This window comes from Methylobacterium aquaticum (assembly GCF_001043915.1).
GTDB classification, from domain to species: domain Bacteria; phylum Pseudomonadota; class Alphaproteobacteria; order Rhizobiales; family Beijerinckiaceae; genus Methylobacterium; species Methylobacterium aquaticum.
In genome coordinates, this window is sequence record NZ_LABX01000050.1 from 1 (window position 1) to 16,706 (window position 16,706).

General features: G+C 68.8%; 16 protein-coding genes, 1 tRNA gene, 1 pseudogene and 1 other annotated feature. Of the genes and pseudogenes, 7 read left to right on the top strand and 11 right to left on the bottom strand.

Annotated elements, in window-relative coordinates; genetic code table 11:
* Positions 1-136 precede the first annotated feature (136 nt).
* Both VP06_RS06965 and VP06_RS06970 read left to right on the top strand, forming a co-directional pair.
* On the top strand, positions 137-1,936 hold the full coding sequence (locus VP06_RS06965; RefSeq protein WP_082167231.1) for a PQQ-dependent dehydrogenase, methanol/ethanol family: 1,800 nt from the start codon (positions 137-139) through the stop codon (positions 1,934-1,936).
* 32 nt (positions 1,937-1,968) lie between these two features.
* Positions 1,969-2,472, top strand: a complete 504-nt coding sequence (locus VP06_RS06970; RefSeq protein WP_048463106.1) for a hypothetical protein — start codon at positions 1,969-1,971, stop codon at positions 2,470-2,472.
* A 416-nt stretch (positions 2,473-2,888) separates the two neighbouring features.
* Here the strand turns inward: VP06_RS06970 and VP06_RS06975 are convergent, their stop codons facing one another.
* Positions 2,889-3,875 carry a hypothetical protein gene (locus tag VP06_RS06975; protein WP_048463107.1) on the bottom strand — a complete coding sequence of 329 codons (987 nt, stop codon included), beginning with the start codon at positions 3,873-3,875 and terminating at the stop codon, positions 2,889-2,891.
* A 651-nt stretch (positions 3,876-4,526) separates the two neighbouring features.
* Here VP06_RS06975 and VP06_RS06980 point away from each other — a divergent pair.
* Together VP06_RS06980 and VP06_RS06985 are read left to right on the top strand one after the other, a co-directional pair.
* Positions 4,527-5,738: an acyl-CoA dehydrogenase family protein gene (locus tag VP06_RS06980; RefSeq protein ID WP_048463108.1), complete on the top strand. Its 1,212-nt coding sequence runs from the start codon at positions 4,527-4,529 to the stop codon at positions 5,736-5,738.
* A gap of 77 nt (positions 5,739-5,815) precedes the next feature.
* Positions 5,816-6,793: an alpha/beta hydrolase gene (locus VP06_RS06985; protein ID WP_048463109.1), complete on the top strand. Its 978-nt coding sequence runs from the start codon at positions 5,816-5,818 to the stop codon at positions 6,791-6,793.
* Between the two features lie 155 nt (positions 6,794-6,948).
* Here VP06_RS06985 and VP06_RS06990 read toward each other — a convergent pair whose 3' ends face one another.
* The 6 genes from VP06_RS06990 to VP06_RS07015 form a co-directional block, all read right to left on the bottom strand.
* Positions 6,949-8,652 carry a saccharopine dehydrogenase family protein gene (locus tag VP06_RS06990; protein ID WP_048463110.1) on the bottom strand — a complete coding sequence of 568 codons (1,704 nt, stop codon included), beginning with the start codon at positions 8,650-8,652 and terminating at the stop codon, positions 6,949-6,951.
* 55 nt (positions 8,653-8,707) lie between these two features.
* Positions 8,708-9,133 carry a thiol-disulfide oxidoreductase DCC family protein gene (locus VP06_RS06995; RefSeq protein ID WP_048463111.1) on the bottom strand — a complete coding sequence of 142 codons (426 nt, stop codon included), beginning with the start codon at positions 9,131-9,133 and terminating at the stop codon, positions 8,708-8,710.
* A gap of 159 nt (positions 9,134-9,292) precedes the next feature.
* A complete protein-coding gene (locus VP06_RS07000; protein WP_048463112.1) occupies positions 9,293-9,592 on the bottom strand; it encodes a hypothetical protein in 300 nt (99 codons plus the stop codon).
* 92 nt (positions 9,593-9,684) lie between these two features.
* Entirely contained in the window at positions 9,685-10,668 is a 984-nt protein-coding gene (locus VP06_RS07005; RefSeq protein ID WP_048463113.1) for a CobW family GTP-binding protein, read from the bottom strand.
* The gene (locus VP06_RS36030) at positions 10,665-10,958 is read right to left on the bottom strand and encodes a hypothetical protein (RefSeq protein WP_048463114.1); all 294 of its coding nucleotides are present in this window, start codon (positions 10,956-10,958) and stop codon (positions 10,665-10,667) included. Before VP06_RS36030 ends, VP06_RS07005 begins: the two co-directional genes overlap by 4 nt.
* 18 nt (positions 10,959-10,976) lie before the next feature.
* Positions 10,977-11,876: a polysaccharide deacetylase family protein gene (locus VP06_RS07015; RefSeq protein ID WP_048463115.1), complete on the bottom strand. Its 900-nt coding sequence runs from the start codon at positions 11,874-11,876 to the stop codon at positions 10,977-10,979.
* A 128-nt stretch (positions 11,877-12,004) separates the two neighbouring features.
* Between VP06_RS07015 and VP06_RS07020 the strand changes: the two genes are divergently transcribed.
* Positions 12,005-12,096 (top strand) — tRNA-Ser (locus VP06_RS07020).
* Between the two features lie 262 nt (positions 12,097-12,358).
* Here VP06_RS07020 and VP06_RS34555 read toward each other — a convergent pair.
* Positions 12,359-13,304, bottom strand: a pseudogene (locus VP06_RS34555) (transposase).
* Positions 12,886-13,024, bottom strand: a sequence feature (AL1L pseudoknot). Its footprint overlaps the pseudogene before it by 139 nt.
* A gap of 104 nt (positions 13,305-13,408) precedes the next feature.
* Positions 13,409-14,011, bottom strand: coding sequence for an invasion associated locus B family protein (locus VP06_RS07030; RefSeq protein WP_048463116.1), 603 nt, complete (start codon positions 14,009-14,011; stop codon positions 13,409-13,411).
* 174 nt (positions 14,012-14,185) lie between these two features.
* Here VP06_RS07030 and VP06_RS07035 point away from each other — a divergent pair, with 174 nt between their 5' ends.
* Together VP06_RS07035 and VP06_RS07040 are read left to right on the top strand one after the other, a co-directional pair.
* Positions 14,186-15,244: a phosphotransferase gene (locus VP06_RS07035; RefSeq protein ID WP_048463117.1), complete on the top strand. Its 1,059-nt coding sequence runs from the start codon at positions 14,186-14,188 to the stop codon at positions 15,242-15,244.
* A gap of 202 nt (positions 15,245-15,446) precedes the next feature.
* A complete protein-coding gene (locus tag VP06_RS07040) occupies positions 15,447-15,677 on the top strand; it encodes a hypothetical protein (protein WP_048463118.1) in 231 nt (76 codons plus the stop codon).
* Positions 15,678-15,710: 33 nt separating this feature from the next.
* Here the strand turns inward: VP06_RS07040 and VP06_RS07045 are convergent, their stop codons facing one another.
* Positions 15,711-15,923, bottom strand: coding sequence for a hypothetical protein (locus VP06_RS07045; protein ID WP_048463119.1), 213 nt, complete (start codon positions 15,921-15,923; stop codon positions 15,711-15,713).
* A 196-nt stretch (positions 15,924-16,119) separates the two neighbouring features.
* Positions 16,120-16,701, bottom strand: a complete 582-nt coding sequence (locus VP06_RS07050; RefSeq protein WP_048463120.1) for a GNAT family N-acetyltransferase — start codon at positions 16,699-16,701, stop codon at positions 16,120-16,122.
* Positions 16,702-16,706 lie beyond the last annotated feature (5 nt).

The following is a 16,706-nucleotide window of genomic DNA, read 5'->3' on the forward strand; positions in this document are numbered from 1 at the left end:
GACGGCAGCGCTGTCGCGCTGCCTATCCGACACCAAGACCGAGAGCCGCGCAGCAACGACGCGGGTCCGGACAATGAGACCGGGATTGAGGAAATGCCGGGCCGGCCTGCGCCGGCTCCCGCCTGAGGAGAGCAGCATGTCACGTCTCGTTCGAGCCAGGGGCTGGCTCGCCGCGGTCGCGCCCTGTGCCGTGGCCCTCGCGCTCGCGCTCGCCGCCGCGCCGGTGCAGGCCGGTCCGGTCGACTACAAGCCGGTCACCGATCAGCGCCTCGCCCATCCCGAGCCGGAGAACTGGCTGCAATACCGCGGCAACTACCAGAGCTGGGGCTATTCTCCCCTCGACCAGATCACCGCGAAGAACGTCACCAAGCTCGTCCCGGCCTGGAGCCTGTCGACCGGCGTGAGCGAGGGCCACCAGGCCCCGCCGATCGTCAACAACGGCGTGATGTTCGTCACCACCCCGCAGGCCCAGGTGATGGCGATCAACGCCCGCACCGGCGAGATCCTGTGGCGCTATCAGAAGGAGCTGCCGCCGGAGCTGTCGCAGCTCCACCCGACCAACCGCGGCGTCGGCCTCTATGGCGACAGCGTCTACATGACCACCACCGATTCCTGCGTGGTGGCGCTGGGCGCCACCACCGGCAAGGTGAAGTGGGAGACCTGCGTCGCCCCCTGGAAGGACGGCTACTACATGACGCTCTCGCCGCTGGTGGCGAAGGGCAAGGTCGTGGTCGGCGTCTCCGGCGGCGAATACGGCGTGCGCGGCTTCATCACCGCCCTCGACGCCGAGACCGGCAAGGAAGCCTGGAAGACCTACACGGTCGCGGGCCCCGGCGACCCGGCGGCCGGCACCTGGAAGGGCGATTCCTGGCAGACCGGCGGCGGCTCGGTCTGGATCCAGGGCAGCTACGACCCGGCGGCCAACCTCGCCTATTTCGGCACCGGCAATGGCGGCCCCTGGACGCCCGACGCCCGGCCGGGCGACAACCTCTATACCTCGTCGGTCGTCGCCCTCGATCTCGATACCGGCAAGATCAAGGGTCACCACCAGTATCACTGGAACGACGGCTGGGACTGGGACGAGGTCTCGGCGCCGGTGCTGATCGACATCGAGCGCAACGGCAAGACGATCCCGGCGGCGATCCATGCCGGCCGCAATGGCTATCTCTGGACCCTGGAGCGCAGCAAGGACGGGCCGCTGAGCTTCGTCGAGGCCAAGCCGTTCGTCTACCAGAACGTCTTCTCGTCCCTCGATCCGAAGACCGGCCGGCCGACCTACGACCAGTCCAAGATCCCGGGCATCAACCGCCGCGCCGCCTTCTGCCCCGGCCTGTGGGGCGGCAAGGACTGGCCACCGGAAGCCTACAACCCGAAGACAGGCCTGTTCTACATCCCGTCGAACGACAACCTGTGCTCGGAGCTGGCCGGCGCCCAGGCCGGCACGCGCAAGCCCGGTGAACTCTATATCGGCATCCCGATCGACGAGGTGCTGAACTCGCTGCGCCTGCGCGACGGCGTCGACAAGTCGAAGCCCTTCGCCATCGGGGCGATCCAAGCCTGGGACCCGAAGACCGGCAAGCGCGTGTGGCAGCACGACTTCCAGGATTCGGCCAATTGGGGGCCGCTGCTGACCACCGGCAGCGGGCTGATCTTCGCCGGTGGCACCAGCGACCGGAAGTTCCGGGCGCTGGACGGCACCACCGGCAAGGTGCTGTGGGAGACAAGGCTCAATTCCGGCGTCACCGGCGTGCCGTCGAGCTACATGGTCGACGGCATCCAGTACGTGGCGGTCCAGGCCGGCTGGGGCGTCGATGCCGAGCGCATGCTGACCGGCATCAACGCGCTCATCCCCGAGGAGCGCCGGGTCAGCATCCTGCCGCAGGGCGGCGTGATCTGGGTGTTCCGGGTCATGGGCGAGGAGGCGGCGGCCAAGTGAGCGGCCAAGTGAGCGGCCGAGTGAGCCACCAAGTGAGCGGCCTTTCGAAGCCGGGGCTGCGTCTCGCCGCCCTGGCGCTCGCGGCCGGCCTCCTCGCGGGGCCGGCCGCGGCGCAACCCGCACCGGAGGCGACGGCCGGGAGCACCGCTCCCCTCCCCGCGCAGGCGGATGCCCTCGTCGCCTACGTGACGAAGGCCATGACCGATCACGACATCGCCGCCTTCGAGCGGCTGGTGAACTGGTCCGGCACCCGGGCGCAGCGCAAGCGTCTGACGCTCTACCAGATCCGCTCCGGCTTCGGCCGGCCGATCAAGGCGGCTTCCCTCGAGCCGATGCCGGAGGATGGCCTGGCGGAGGCGACGTCGCGCGGCACCCTCAAGGCCAACATGCCGGTGACCGAGCGGCTGCGGGTGGTGTTCGATGAGCCGCCGGTGGAGGACGGCGCCGCGCCGACCAACGTGTTCCTGGTCGGCCGCGAGGGCGGCACCTACCGCATCGCCCTCCTGGTCCCGACCGGGCCGCCCCGGGGCAAGTGATCGACGTCCCAAATAAGACTTCAAATCGCTTTCGCGAAAGCAGTGGCGGTTTTCGCGATTGCCTCGATATGCCGAAACCAGGAAGATCTGCGTTGGCATGACAGCGCAAGTCTTCTTCGCGTCAGTCCGGTGACCGATGGGTACCGTCGCATTGGCGCCGCACGCGACGGGATCGCGTGCGGCGCCGCGGCTCATGGATCAGACCGAAGCGGCTTCGGATCCGGGAGGAACACGGCCTCGCGGCGACGAGCCCTCATCCCGTCGACCGCCTCGCGACGTGAAAACCATATTATGCCAGCGGCAGAAGATGCCGACGCATCCGGCCACTGCCACCAACTCGAATATTCGATACAAAACCAGAGTCCTGGCAGAAATTCGAGAACGGAACCAAAGGTCGTTTTCCACGACCGTTGAGATCATGCCCTGTCGGATGCTTTCGCGAAGCCCATCTCCTTCAGATAGCGATCCGCAATGCTTGCTTCCCACTCGTTGAACAAGCCGCTTAACGGCAGCCCGGCGAGCATGCCCGGCTTCTCCGACGGCCCATGCGTCTTGATAAGCAATTCGACCGCAAACATGACTCTCTTGTATTTATCGTATTCCTGCATGACTTTGTCTCTGTCCATCTTTACGCTTGCGATCGCGACGTTGTAAGCATCATTTGTCGATTTGAAATCTTTAATATCTTTTTTGATGATTTCATCGAGACTTTCCATTTGCGCGGTGCGGATCTTGGCGATCATCTCGTTCAGGAGCTTGATCTCGTGCTCGGTCGCCTTGAGAATTTCGTGAAGCGTAAAGGCTCGTGACTCTTCCGCGCTGACGTGAGACTCGAAGACGATCTGGAACGAGCCGATGAATTCGTTCGAGAAGAACTGCTTCGCTTCGTAGACCCGTCCCGACGATCCATAGAACAAATGGAGACCGCCCGAGAGCGGGATGTCCTTCAGCTCGGACTTGTGCACCGTCTCCGACTTGACGGAAAATTGGGACAGCGTTGCCGATACCAGCGCCTGGACCCGTGCGACGATGAGACTGTAGTCGCCGGCGAAGACGCCGGCGAATTCTTTCGCGGTATCGATCGCGTTCTGGTCAGCCTTGTCGGATCCGGGTACGGCGCTGGAGGGATAGTCACCTGCGCCAAGCGCCTTGCCGATGCTCTCGACAATGGCGTTGATGCGGTCCAGGCCCCAGTCGCTGTAATTCTGGTAATCGCTTTGCCGGTTGCCGAACAGCCTGTCGTGACTCCATTTATTTTTCTCGTAATGACTATCGATACTGGCAAGCACTCTCTCGTGAAGATTTGCCTCTTCTTTTTTTGCGTCCGCCTCGACCGCAGACATGTATTTACGAAATTCTTCGTCTTGCTTCATCTTGTCGGCGATTGTCTGAGTCATACCCATGACGAAGCATCCCTGTTAGCGCGGATTGGTTGTCCGCACGGGTTAATTATCATGTCATTAGTAGTTTTGTATCGATTTTATTGAGAAATATATTTTCGAAACGTGCGCCTTTACTGTATTGCCAAACATTATGAGAATATATTTGTCAATTTTTTGACTTGACATGATTGTCAAAGATTCGTCGTCGAGCGTCCCGTGGCGGAGGTGCTCTGCCGCACCGGTCCAACGATCACGATCAGGCCGCAGCCCGTCGGCGCAGGTTGACGCTGCCGGCAGGACTTTGGCGAATCTGGTCATGCCACAGGATCATGCCCCGTCGCGGCGCGGATCATCCTGGATGGTCACCGGCCCGAGGCCGGCTCGCCGGGTGTAGGCCAGCCCATATCCGGCATCGGCCACGGTTCTGCCGAGGCGATGCGCGCCGTGCGCCGACGCTGAGGCGGCCACCGGCATCTTGATCGCCCGCTCCCGCGGCATGAACGCTCGGCCGCGGCCAGCGGGGATTGGGCCGGCCCGAGAGCCAGGAAGGCGTGCCTCATCGGACGATCCGCCCCAGCGGCGAAACGGCAAATCGGGCGGGGGGCGCTTGACCGCGCACCTCGGGGCAGCGCAAGCGTATGGAAATATAGTTCCATACCGGAGGACACACCGATGGACTTCACGCTCTCCCCGCGCATCGAGGAGTACCGCACCCGCATCGCGGCCTTCGTCGAGAGCGAGATCCTGCCCGTCGAGGCCGATCGCAGCACCTGGGACGAGCACGAGAATATCGGCCCCGCGGCCCTGGCCGGCTTACGCGCCAAGGCGAAGGCGGCCGGCCTGTGGTGCCTCCAGCTCAGGCCCGAGACCGGCGGCCAGGGGCTCGGCAAGGTCGGGATGGCGGCCTGCTACACCGAGATGAATCGCTCGATCTTCGGGCCGGTGGTGTTCAACTCGGCCGCCCCCGACGACGGCAACATGATGGTGCTGGAGGCGCTCGGCACGCCCGAGCAGAAGGCGCGCTGGCTCGAACCCATCGTCTCGGGCGAGGTCCGCTCGGCCTTCGCCATGACCGAGCCGCATCCCGGCGGCGGCTCCGACCCGTCGATGATCCGCACCCGCGCCGAGCGCCAGCCGGACGGTTCGTGGCGGATCACCGGGCGCAAGTGGTACATCACCGGCGCCGAGGATGCGGCCCATTTCATCCTGATCGCCCGAACCTCGGACGATCCGCGCTCCGGGCTCACCGCCTTCCTGTTCCACCGCGACCAGCCGGGCTGGGAGATCGTGCGCCGCATCCCGATCATGGGGCCGGAGGAGCATGGCGGCCATTGCGAGCTGGCTTTCGACGGGCTGACGATCAAGCCCGAGGATGTGCTCGGCGGCGAGGGCAAGGGCCTGAAGGTGACCCAGGTCCGCCTCGGCCCCGCCCGCCTCACCCATTGCATGCGCTGGCTCGGGCTCGCCGGCCGCTGCGTCGAGATCGCGCAAGACTATGCGGCCAAGCGCGAGGGCTTCGGCGTGCGGCTCGCCGACCGCGAGAGCGTGCAGCTGATGCTGGGCGGCCTCGCGATGGATATCGAGATCGGCCGGCTGCTGGTGATGCGCGCCGCCTGGGAACTCGACCAGGGCCGCTTCGCCCGCAAGGAGGTGTCGATGGCGAAGGTCCACGTCGCCAACACCCTGCACCGGGCGGCGGATCTCGGCATCCAGATCAACGGCGCCCGCGGTTATTCCAAGGACACGGTGCTGGAATGGATCTACCGCTACGCCCGCCAGGCGCGCCTGGTCGACGGTGCCGACGAGGTCCACCGCATGGTGCTGAACCGCCACCTCGAATCCGAGGGGCGCGGCTTCTTTGCCTGGCCCACCGCCGAGGCGTGACGCCCAAGGTCCGAGGATGATCCCGGGCGGGGACCTGCTAAAGCTCTCGGCTCCCTTGTCCCCGTTCGAGCCGTCCGATGCCCGCCCTCCACCCCGACGTCCAGGCCCTGCTGGCGATGCTGCGCGCCGCCAACGCGCAGCCCCTCGAGGCGCTGCCGCCCGAGGCGGCCCGGCGCGGCTACCTGGCCGGGCGCCGGGCCCTGCAACCGCCGCCGGATCCGGTCGCCGAGATCCGCGACCTCGCGGCGCCCTCCCCGGCCGGCCCGGTGCCGCTCCGCCTCTACCGCGGCGAGGGCACGGCGCCCGGGACGCCCCTGCCCTGCCTCCTCTACCTGCATGGCGGCGGCTGGGTGCTCGGCAGCATCGAGTCGCATGACTGGATCTGCCGGCGGCTGGCCAACCTGATGCGCGCCTGCGTGATCTCGGTCGATTATCGGCTGGCCCCCGAGCACCCCTTCCCGGCGGCGGTGGAGGACGCCGCCATGGCTCTCGCCTTCGTGGCCGAGCAGGCGGAGGGCTTGGGCATCGATCCAACCCGCCTCGCCGTCGGGGGCGACAGCGCCGGCGGCAACCTCGCGGCGGTCCTGGCGCTGATGGGCCGCGACGGCGCCCTGCCGCGGACGGCGATGCAGGTGCTGCTCTACCCCTCCGTCGATCTCGGCCTGACCAGCGAGGGCTTCGAGCGCATCACCGAGGGCCAGCCCCTCACCGCCGGCACCATGCGCTACTTCGTCGACCACTACGCCCCGGACGCCGCCGACCGGACCGACTGGCGCGCCTCCCCGGCCCGCGCCGCCAGCCTCGCCGGCACGGCGCCGGCCCTGGTGCTGACCTGCGGCCACGATCCGCTCTGCGAGGAGGCACGGGCCTATGCCCACCGGCTGGAGCGCGAGGGCGTCCCGGTCACCGCCCTGCACCTCTCCGACCAGACCCACGGCATCCTGACCATGAGCCGCCTGGTGCGGACCTCCGCGACGGTGCTGAGCTTCGTGGCCGAGGCGCTCACGGAACGCTGGAGCCTCGGTGGCCCGGAGGGCGGGCGCGGCAGCCGGTAGAAGGGACGCTGGAGCCCGCGGGCGGCCTCATACCAACGGTCGAAAGAAAACGACCGTTGGTGCCGTTCTCGAGTTTTCGCCAAGCCTCTGGCTTAGTATCGAAAAGTTGAGATTGGATCAGCGGCCCGATGCGTCAGCATCTTGGGCCGATGGTATTACGACACACGGTCGGATCGCGCATCGGCTGCCGGCTCCGCCCCCGTCGCCATGGGCTCCAGCGTCCCCCGATAGGCGACGATCAATCCGACGAGCGGCACCCGGATCGTGACGTCGAAGGCGAACCGGCCGTCGCTCTCCGTCTCCACGCTCTCGCCCACCGGCAGCAGCACGCCCGGCATCGGAACGCCGAGGAGCGACCATCGCCGGGGCACGAACCGCAGCCGCGCCCCGTCCCGGACGAGGGCGAGCGAGATGGCCACGATGCCGAACCGCTCGACCAGCAGGTATCGGTCCCGTCCGGTTCCGGCCGCGTGGACCGATGCGAAGGTCCGGCCGCCGATGGTCCTCGTCCATCGCTCGCCCCCCGCCTCCGGCGCGAAGGAGACCGTGACGGGAGCGCTCCGGGCCGTCTCCGGGAAGCCGATCAGGGCACAGAGGAGGCGGGCGACGAGACCGCGCCCCCGCGTCACGGTGGCGGACCCTGTCCAGCGGCGCAGCCCCGTGCCGTCGTGCAGCGCCCGGACCCGCGCGGGCAGTGCATCGAAGGCGGCGCCGAGCAGGTCGCGATAGAGCGGGCCGCCGCCCGCCTCGTCCCGGAACCCGAAGACGATCGCCCGGCGCGCGAACGCCGCCGCGTAATCCTCCAGCTCCAGGGCACGGACGGCCGGCCGGGCCCCGGGCGCGGGCCGCTCCCCATCGCGCCACTTGCGGATCAGCGCCTCGATCGCCATCGCGGGGATCAGCGGGCCGTCATCGCCCTCGGCGAGGAGGTGCCAGCTGCGCACGACCTCGCGCCCCTCGGCGCGTCCCCGCACGGACAGGATCATGCCGCCGCGATGCTCGCCGAACCGCAGCCGGTTCAGCACCGCATGGAACAGGCCCGCGCAGGGCGTGAGCGCCGGCCCTCCGAACCGCGCCCGCGCCATGGCCAGGAGCATGAGCATCCGGTGCAGCGATTCGGGCACCGGGCCGGCCCCCATCCAGATGTCGGTCATCGCGGGATGCTCGGGTGGGAGAACCCGCAGGTCCGGCACGTCGACCAAAGAGAAAAGCCGGCTGCGCAGGGGCAGGTGCCCCGGAACCGCGACCGTGAAGCGACGGCTCTCGGCGAGGCCCGGGGCCTCGCTCGGCCGGCCGCCACGCAGCAGCCGGACCGGACCGCCGGCATAGCCCACAACAGCCCGCACGACGTTGACGCCGACCCCTGCATAGGGCGAGGGGGCGATGCCGCCCTCGACCGACCGGATCTCCATCCCCACCGCCATGCGGCGCAGGACGGCGGCGGTGAGCACCGGAAAACTGCTGACACCGGACAGGATCGCGATGCCCGCGGCCTTCGCCCGCGCGTCGAACCGGGACACGCCGAAAACGAAATCTGCCCCATCGGCAAAGTCGAGATAATCGACGCCGGCCGCGAGGCATGCCTCGATCACGCGGTACGGCTCGGCGCCGTAATCCTGGAACGGACCCGAGGCATCCACCACCAGGTCCGGTCGCCGGGCCCGAAGCGCCCCGGCAATGTCCGCCCGGTCGAGGGCGAGCGGCTCCACCCGCGCCACCCCGCGATAGGCCGCGCAGAACGCCTTGGCCCGTTCGAGGCTGCGGCCAGCGATGACGAGGTCGAGGCCGCGGACGTCTTGCAGGAGCTGGACGAGCCGTCCGCCGAAGACCCCGTATCCCCCCAGGATCAGAACGCGCATCGACGGGTCGTCCCGGCCGGGCGTGGGATCGGGGCGAGGATCGTTCGCGGTCCCGTCACAGGATGCGGTCCCGATACCGCTCGGGCGCGACCCAGCACGTGTCGCGCCGGCCGAACAGGCGATAGCGGTTCCGCGCGACGAGGCGGTAGACGGGGTCGCGCAAGCCCGCCGGCACGATGCGGAAGACCCGGGCCAGATTCCAGGGAAAGCCGAGGCCCTCGGCGATGGCGAGGACCGCGTCGCTGTCCCGGCGCATCCGGTCGCTGTCGACGACGAGAAGGCTCGTCGGATCCTCCGGGTCCATGCCGTGTCGCCGGCAGAGGGACTGGCCAATGGCGCTCTGCATCGCGGCGAGGCGGAACCTCGCGGTGCGGTCCCGTTCCAGAACGAACCGGGCGCTGGCCGAACACAGCACGCATTCGGCATCGAACAGGATGATGGGGCCGGCGGACGCCGGCGCCGTGCGGGCTGCTGTCGTCATGCCACGATCGTAGCCGATTGCTCCGGCTCACGAGAAGCGCGCGTCATACGAAATCCGATTGAGTGCTTCGCAAGGCGGATTTCGGCTTCGCTCAGGCGCCGCGCGGGCTTGTGATGCGAAATCCGATTGAGTGCTTCGCAAGGCGGATGTCGGCTTCGCTCAGGCGCCGCGCGGGCCGCGCTTGGCGGCGGGCTTCTTCCGGCGGGGTTTCGCGGCCGGCTCGGGTTCGGGGGCGGGCTCCGGCTCGCGCACCGGCTCGGGGCCGCGCGCCTCGCGGGTGATCATCTCCACCATGCTCTGCGGCAGGCGGACGAAATGGCCGGTGCCGTGGCCGGACCGGTCGAGGATCTCGGCGAAGACGGGCTTGTGCGGCTCGTGCCCGGCCTCGCCGAGCGCGCAGGGGCGGCGCGGCAGGGCGCTCAGCTTCGCGGCGAGTTCCTTCGGCACCAGTGCGTTCACGCCTCACCCTCCCGTCGGCCGGACGAGGAGGAGATGTAGGACCCGCAGGGTTAACGATCGGCTGCCGCCTGCGCCGGAGCGGCGTGTGGGCCTTAGACGGCGCGGGCCCCGACGACGGCCGACGCGCCCGTGAAGGCGCCATAGGAACGGCGCAGGAGGGCCCCGTCGAGGGCGTGGCCGATCAGGACCAGGCGGGTACGGGCGGTGCCGTCGGGCCAAGCGGGCAGGTGCCGCGGCGGATGGACGAGGTGCTGCACGCCCTGGACCACCACCGGCGTGGCGACGCCCGCGACCGCCACCAGGCCCTTGAGGCGCAGGATCCGGGCGCCGTGCCGGTTGAGCAGCATGCCGAGCCAGAGCCCGAACCGGGTCCAGTCCACCGGCCCGCTCTCGATCGTCACCGCCCCGACCGGGCCGTGCGACGCCGCCGGGACCTCGGCGCAGAGCCAGCGCCGGGCGCTCCCCTGACCGGTCGGGTCGTCGGTGAGGAGGGCGGATTCCGGCTCGTCGTCGAGGGTGAGATCGGTGACCGGGGCGACGGGATTGAGCGCGGCGAGCTGCGCGCGCAGGGACGCGATGGCCTCGGGCTCCGCCAGGTCGGTCTTCGACAGGATCAGCCGGTCGGCGCAGGCCACTTGGCGCACGGCCTCCGCGTGGGCATCGAGGGTGCGGGCACCGTTCACCGCGTCGACCACCGTGACGATGCTCCCCACCGCGAAGGCGTGACGCAGGACCGGGTCGGCCACCAGGGTGGCGATGGCAGGGCCCGGATCGGCAAGGCCGGTGGTCTCGATCACCACCCGGCGAAACGCCGGCACCAGGCCGCGCCGGCGGCGATCGTGCAGGTCGATCAGCGCCGCCTTCAGGTCGCCGCGGATGCCGCAGCAGACGCAGCCGCCGCGCAGCAGCGCGACCTCGCCCTGCACAGGCTCGACCAGCAGGTGGTCGAGCCCGACCTCGCCGAACTCGTTGATCAGGACCGCGGTATCGCGCAGGTCCGGCCGGCGGAGCAGGCGGGCGAGCAGAGCGGTCTTGCCGGCGCCGAGGAAGCCGGTGAGCAGGGTGACGGGGGTCACGCTTTCGCCTCGAGCGCCGCGATGACCGCCGGGTCGAGGGGATCGCAGGATCGCCCGGTCAGGCGCTCCGCCACCGGCCACAGCGCACCGAGATGATCGACCACCGCGCTGCGCCCGGTGCGGCCCGAGAGCGTGTAGCGGTCGGCCCAGGCGGCGAGGTGCAACCCGTAGAGGCCGAGCACCCGGTTGGCGGCGGAGGCCCGGGCCCGGCGCTCGGCCTGCGGCGTGCCGCTCCGCACGCCGTCGCTCCAATGGTCGGGCGCCCCGAAGGCGCCGCATAGGCCGCACATCGGTTCAGGAGCCCGGGCTCAGGATTCCGGCCGCGCCGGGCCCTCGAACGGGAAGCGCGTCGCAAAATCCTCGGCGATCGTCTCCATCGTCACGAAGCGTACGCCGTCATGGGCCTTGAGGTGCTGGAACAGCCGCTCATGCATCTGGAGCACGTGCGGCTTGCCCGACACGTCGGGATGGATGGTGATCGGGAAGACGGCATACTCGTAGTTGGCGTAGACCCAGTCGAACTGGTCGCGCCACATCTGCTCGATGTCGCGCGGATTGACGAAGCCGTGGCTGTTGGGCGCCGCCTTGACGAACATCATCGGCGGCAGGTCGTCGAGGGTCCAGGAGGCCGGGATCTCGATCAGCGGGGTCTCGGTGCCGTGCTCGAAGGGCCGCATCCAGGTCGAGGGATGTTGGGAATAGTCGATCTTGGTCCAGGATTCGCCGACCCGCACGTAATAGGGGTGGTGGTCGTTGTGCATCAGCGAGTGGTCGTAGCGGATGCCCTTCTTCTGGAGCAGCTCGTTGGTCTTCGGCCCGAACTCCCACCAGGGCGCGACGTAGCCGCGCGGCGGCTTGCCGGCGAGGTCGGTGATGAGCCCGACGCACTTGTCGAAGATCGCCTCCTCCTGCTCGGGCGTCATCGCGATCGGGTTCTCATGGCTGTAGCCGTGCATCCCGATCTCGTGCCCGGCCGCGGCCACGGCCTTCATCTCCTCCGGGAAGGTCTCGATCGAGTGGCCGGGGATGAACCAGGTCGTCTCGATGCCCCAGCGGGCGAACATCCGCAGCAGCCGCGGCGTCCCGACCTTGCCGGCGAACACGCCCCGGGAGATGTCGCAGGGACTGTCCTCGCCGCCATAGGAGCCGAGCCAGCCCGCCACCGCGTCGACGTCCACCCCGTAGGACACGAAGATCTGTTTTGCCATTCCGGCCTCCCCGCCTGCGGGGTCATCTGACAACCGGCGGCGCCCAGGGGTCAACCCGCCTCCGACGGCCGAGCCGCCACGAAACCGGTTGACCGGGCCCCGCCGATTCCCTAGAGCGTTGACCCACAGGAGACGTGGCCGAGCGGCTGAAGGCACTCGTTTGCTAAATGAGCAAGCCCCGAAAGGGGCTTCGAGGGTTCGAATCCCTCCGTCTCCGCCATCCAGCGCTTAAGCGGCCGGAAAGCAAATATCGCCATGTGGCTCAAGGGTAGGACGCTTCAGCCTCCCCTGCATGAGCACTACATGCATCGGTTTCCACATGTGAAGCGAAGTCATCGTTCCGGAAACAGGATCTATGTCCGGCGCGACCCCTTGGCCGTTCAGGCGATCACCGGCCGAACGTTCTTCGAACGCTCACTGCGAACCTCGGACCAACGCCGTATTGAACCGCTCGGGGTTTTTCGGAGGCTGATTGGCTTGGGTCAGGCCGCCAAGGCTTGGTCACCAGCGTGAGCATGATCGCGCGCGTCGGCCTCGGCGGGAGGGACGTTGCCGATCGGCGCGAGGCAGCGACGGTGGTTGTACCAGACGACCCACTCCAAGGGGGCGCACTCGACGGCCTCGAAGGAGCGCCACGGCCCGCGCCGCGATGGATCACCTCCGCCTCGAACAAGCCGTTGATCGTCTCCGCCAAGGCGTTGCCGTCGCTGTCATCGACGGCTCGATGGCCGCTCCGGCCAGGCGCTCGGTGTACGGCAGAGCTAAGTATTGCGAGCTGCGATCCGAGTGATGCACCAGTCCGCGGCCTTGGACAGGGCCGCGCCACTCTGCATCGAGCGCCCACGATCCCCTCCCGAGCCAGTTGCCGCCAGATCTTGCGCATGCCGTAGACGCAGAAATTCGCCTCGAACACACGTCTGATCTCGATCATCAACGCGGCGCCGCTGCGAGCACGAACTGGTTGCTTGTCGGGGTCGATAGGCGGGGCAGCGCGCAGGTAGTCGGTCGGCGGGGCGATCGGCAGCACCCTGCAGATCGGCCACATCCTGAGGCTCTCGAAGGACGACCCCGTGGACGGCTCGATGATCGTCGATGACGCTGATCATGGCCGCGACCGGCGGTCGAACTCGGCACAAGCAAAATACGCGCTGGCCTTGCACAGGATCTCGTTGGCCTGGCGCAGCTCGCGGTTCTCCCGCTCGAGCGCCTTGATCCGCTCGCGCTCGTCCGTCGTCTGGCCAGGTGGCACACCTTGATCGCCTCGGACTGGCGCACCCAGCTCCTCAGCGTCCCGCCCGATCAGCCGATCTTGGCCGCGATCGGCTGGATCGCCGACCACGGCGAGCCGTGCTCACCCTCATGGTCGCGCACCATCCGCACGGAACGCTCGCGCACCTCAGAAGAATGCGGCGCTGCTCGCTTCGTCATGGCTCCATCCTCTCAGAAGTTGGAGCCTCCGGAAAACCCAGGGCGGTTCACTGAGGGTGGTGAGCGGGGATCTCGCGCCCGATCTTGTCGGTCGATCTCGCACGTTACTTGCACTCCTCGCGAGTGCGCTTCATCGCCTCGCCGAAGCCGTCGAGGGCATATTCGTCGGTCGAGGTGTTGCCGCGCTGCGAGACGGCCTTGATGACGACCTTCTTGCCCCGGGCCATCTCGGCGACGACCTTGCTCTCGTCGGCTGGGTTCTGCACCCAGGCATTGGCGCCCTTCACCACCAGCGCGTAGCGCGCCGGACCGATCGCCAGGCTCGGATCGGAGGCGCTGGAGGCGGGGGTCGGCACCGCGCCGTTGGCCGCCGCGGTGGTGGTCGTCTGGCTGGTGCCGGGCTTGGGCGCGAAGCCCAGCATCACCGCGACCTCGTTGTTGACCTTCTCGCCCTTGCGCACGGTGACGAAGAGATAGGCCGGATCGCGCTTGAGGTTTTTCGGGAGACGCACCTGCGGCTGGCTGATCGCGTAACAAATCCGCGACTTGCCCTCGCCCGCGGCAAAGACGTTCCAGTCGCCGAAAGTGCCGATGGGACTGGCCTGGAGGCTCGCGGGCGCGGCCTCCGCCTTCGGCTTCGGCTTGGCAGCGGCGGGCAGGACGAGGGCGAACAGGCCGAGAGCGGCGAGGAGGGATGCGCGAGTCATGCGGGCACTCTAGTCGCGGGGGCTGCGCTTGCCCACCCGATTGCCGGAAAATGCGGCGGAATCAGTGGGCTACGCACACGCTCCGACGAATTGCTGCGGTGCAGGAATGACCCGCGGCCGGCGGTGGGGCATGGTCGCCCCGAGGAAACGCACGCGAGAGGCCGCGAAGGTCGCATGACTGCCCCATCCCCGTCGGACCTGCCCGAGACCATTCCGGTGCGCGAGGCGCACCGCTTCCCGACCGAGGCGCTGGAGGCGTTCCTCGCCCGGCAGGGGCTGGGGCGGCTGACCGAGCTGCGCCAGATGCGCGGTGGGCAATCGAACCCGACCTTCCTGGTGATGGCCGAGGCCGGCGAGTACGTGCTGCGCAAGCAGCCGCCGGGCAAGCTGCTGCCCTCCGCCCACGCCGTCGACCGGGAATTCCGGGTGTTGCAGGCTTTGTCGCGCACCGACGTGCCGGTGCCGCAGGCGGTGGCCTATTGCGCCGATCCGGCGGTGATCGGCACGCCGTTCTACCTGATGGAGCGGCTGCACGGCCGGGTGTTCTGGGACCCGATGCTGCCGGAGCTGCCGCGCGAGGAACGGGCGGGCATCTATGACGGGATGAACGAGGCGTTGGCGCGCCTCCACCTGGTCGAGCCTACGGCGATCGGCCTTGCCGATTTCGGCCGTGCCGGCAACTACTTCCAGCGCCAGACCGAGCGCTGGTCGAAGCAGTGGGTCGCCTCGAAGACCCGCGAGAACGCGGCGATCGACCGCCTCGCCGAATGGCTGCCGGCCCATATCCCGGCCGACAGCGACGAGACCCGGATCGTCCACGGCGATTTCCGCCTCGACAACATGATCTTCCACAAGACCGAGCCCCGGGTGATCGGCATCATCGACTGGGAGCTGGCCACCCTCGGCCATCCGCTGGCCGATCTCGGCTACAACTGCATCGCCTACAACACCGACCCCTCGGCCTATCGCGGCATGCTCGGGCGCGACCTCCAGGCGCTGGGCATCCCCACCCAGGACGAATACGTGCGCCGCTATTGCGCGCGCACCGGGCGGCGCGACGGCATCAGCCCGTTCCACGTCGCCTTCGCGCTGTTCCGCCTGGCGGTGATCCTGGAAGGCGTGCTCGCCCGCGCCCAGGCCGGCAACGCCTCCAGCGACGAGGCGAGCCAGAAGGGCGCGCTCGGCATCGCGCTTGCCGAGCGGGGCTGGCAGCTGGCCCAGGGCCGGGCTTGACGGAGGATGTTCCGCCCAAGTAACGTGCGGATCTCAGCAGAAGGACGACAGACGATGGTTCGCGCACTCGCACAGATGGGGTTCCCCACGCGGTGACGTGAGCGCACGCTCGATGTCTGCACGGCAACCCCGACGGCGCACGCCCTCGGGGTTTTTCTTTGTCCAATGATCCCTGCTGCGCATCCGCAGAAGAGGAAAGGTCATGACCACGCACTACGTCCAGTGCGAGCTGTCCCGCCATCGGCTCGTGCAGGTCACCTGGTTGCCGGAGCGCTTCGCCCGCGCCGGTGATTACGTGAAGCTGAAGGAAGAGGGCGGCTGGCAGGACGGGTGGCGGGTCGCCGCCACCTATCCGGGCGTGCGGCTCAGCCATGAGGTGCTGATGGAGCGCAGCCAGGATTACAAGCGCACCCGCGCGGCGTCGGATATCTGATGCGATCGGGGCGGGCCGTCCCCGAGCGGCCCGTCACGCTTGGGCGGCGTTCTCGCGCTCCCGGCGCCGCTGCAAGCGGGTGACGCCGTAGATGGTCGCCAGCCGCAGGCGGGCGGAGCGGACCGGGGCCGTGCTGCGCTCCGCCTGGACCGCCGCGATGGTGCGAAGCGCCGCGGCGACGGAACGCTCCAGGTTCGACTGGGCTTGTGTGGTGGTCTCGCCGCGAGTGAAATGGACGGGCTGCATCGGGATGTCCCCTCCTGCTGATCGTGCCTGTGGTTTGACACGGACAATCCGGCAGGGACGGGGCCCGATCGTGGCGGGTCCGCGTCGCGATCAAGACTTTGTTCATCGCTGCATTGGTCATCATGGCGCTTGGACGCCGCGCCGAGGCGGCGCGACGCATCATGGTCGGCACCGCCTCTGCGACGATCGGGCGGCGTCAGAGCATCGGCACGGCCGGCCAGGCCGCCGACGCGGCAGCCGCGGCGTCGAACACGCCGTCCATGCCCTCGCGCCAGAGCGAGAACAGCGTGGGCGGGCTGAGCGCCAGGACGGCGTGGATCTCCCCGCCTCCGAGGCGCAGCTCAGCCCCGAGGCGCCTGGCGAGCGCCCGCATCGGGCGGTTGCCGGCCAGGCAGCGCAGGTGCAGCCGGCGCGTGCCGCCGTTGCGGGCGGCTTGCGCGAGACGCGCGCCGAGCGCGACGCCGAGGCCGCGCCCGCGATGACCGGGCGCCACCGCGAAGGCGATCTCGGCCTCGGCCCTCGCCCCGGCGGGGCGCAGCTCGCCGATGCCCCGCAGGGTGCCCTCCGAGAAGGCACCGAAGACCAGTCCCTCGGCGGAGACGGCATGGGCCGCATAAGCAGCGGCGGCGGCCTCGCTCACCGCCCCCATGAAGCGGTCGAAGCGGGAGTCCGGGTCGAGGCCGCGGAACAGGGTGACGACCGCATCGCGGTCGGTCGACCAGAGGCGCCGGATCCGGAAGCCGGCGGGCTGTGGGAGAGGCAGGGCGTGATCTTGCATTCTCG

Coding starts and splice junctions, on each gene's coding strand:
- VP06_RS06965 (WP_082167231.1), top strand. CDS start 137: ATGTCACGTCTCGTTCGAGCCAGGGGCTGGCTCGCCGCGGTCGCGCCC.
- VP06_RS06975 (WP_048463107.1), bottom strand. CDS start 3,875: ATGGGTATGACTCAGACAATCGCCGACAAGATGAAGCAAGACGAAGAA.
- VP06_RS06980 (WP_048463108.1), top strand. CDS start 4,527: ATGGACTTCACGCTCTCCCCGCGCATCGAGGAGTACCGCACCCGCATC.
- VP06_RS06985 (WP_048463109.1), top strand. CDS start 5,816: ATGCCCGCCCTCCACCCCGACGTCCAGGCCCTGCTGGCGATGCTGCGC.
- VP06_RS06990 (WP_048463110.1), bottom strand. CDS start 8,652: ATGCGCGTTCTGATCCTGGGGGGATACGGGGTCTTCGGCGGACGGCTC.
- VP06_RS06995 (WP_048463111.1), bottom strand. CDS start 9,133: ATGACGACAGCAGCCCGCACGGCGCCGGCGTCCGCCGGCCCCATCATC.
- VP06_RS36030 (WP_048463114.1), bottom strand. CDS start 10,958: ATGTGCGGCCTATGCGGCGCCTTCGGGGCGCCCGACCATTGGAGCGAC.
- VP06_RS07015 (WP_048463115.1), bottom strand. CDS start 11,876: ATGGCAAAACAGATCTTCGTGTCCTACGGGGTGGACGTCGACGCGGTG.
- VP06_RS07030 (WP_048463116.1), bottom strand. CDS start 14,011: ATGACTCGCGCATCCCTCCTCGCCGCTCTCGGCCTGTTCGCCCTCGTC.
- VP06_RS07035 (WP_048463117.1), top strand. CDS start 14,186: ATGACTGCCCCATCCCCGTCGGACCTGCCCGAGACCATTCCGGTGCGC.
- VP06_RS07040 (WP_048463118.1), top strand. CDS start 15,447: ATGACCACGCACTACGTCCAGTGCGAGCTGTCCCGCCATCGGCTCGTG.
- VP06_RS07045 (WP_048463119.1), bottom strand. CDS start 15,923: ATGCAGCCCGTCCATTTCACTCGCGGCGAGACCACCACACAAGCCCAG.
- VP06_RS07050 (WP_048463120.1), bottom strand. CDS start 16,701: ATGCAAGATCACGCCCTGCCTCTCCCACAGCCCGCCGGCTTCCGGATC.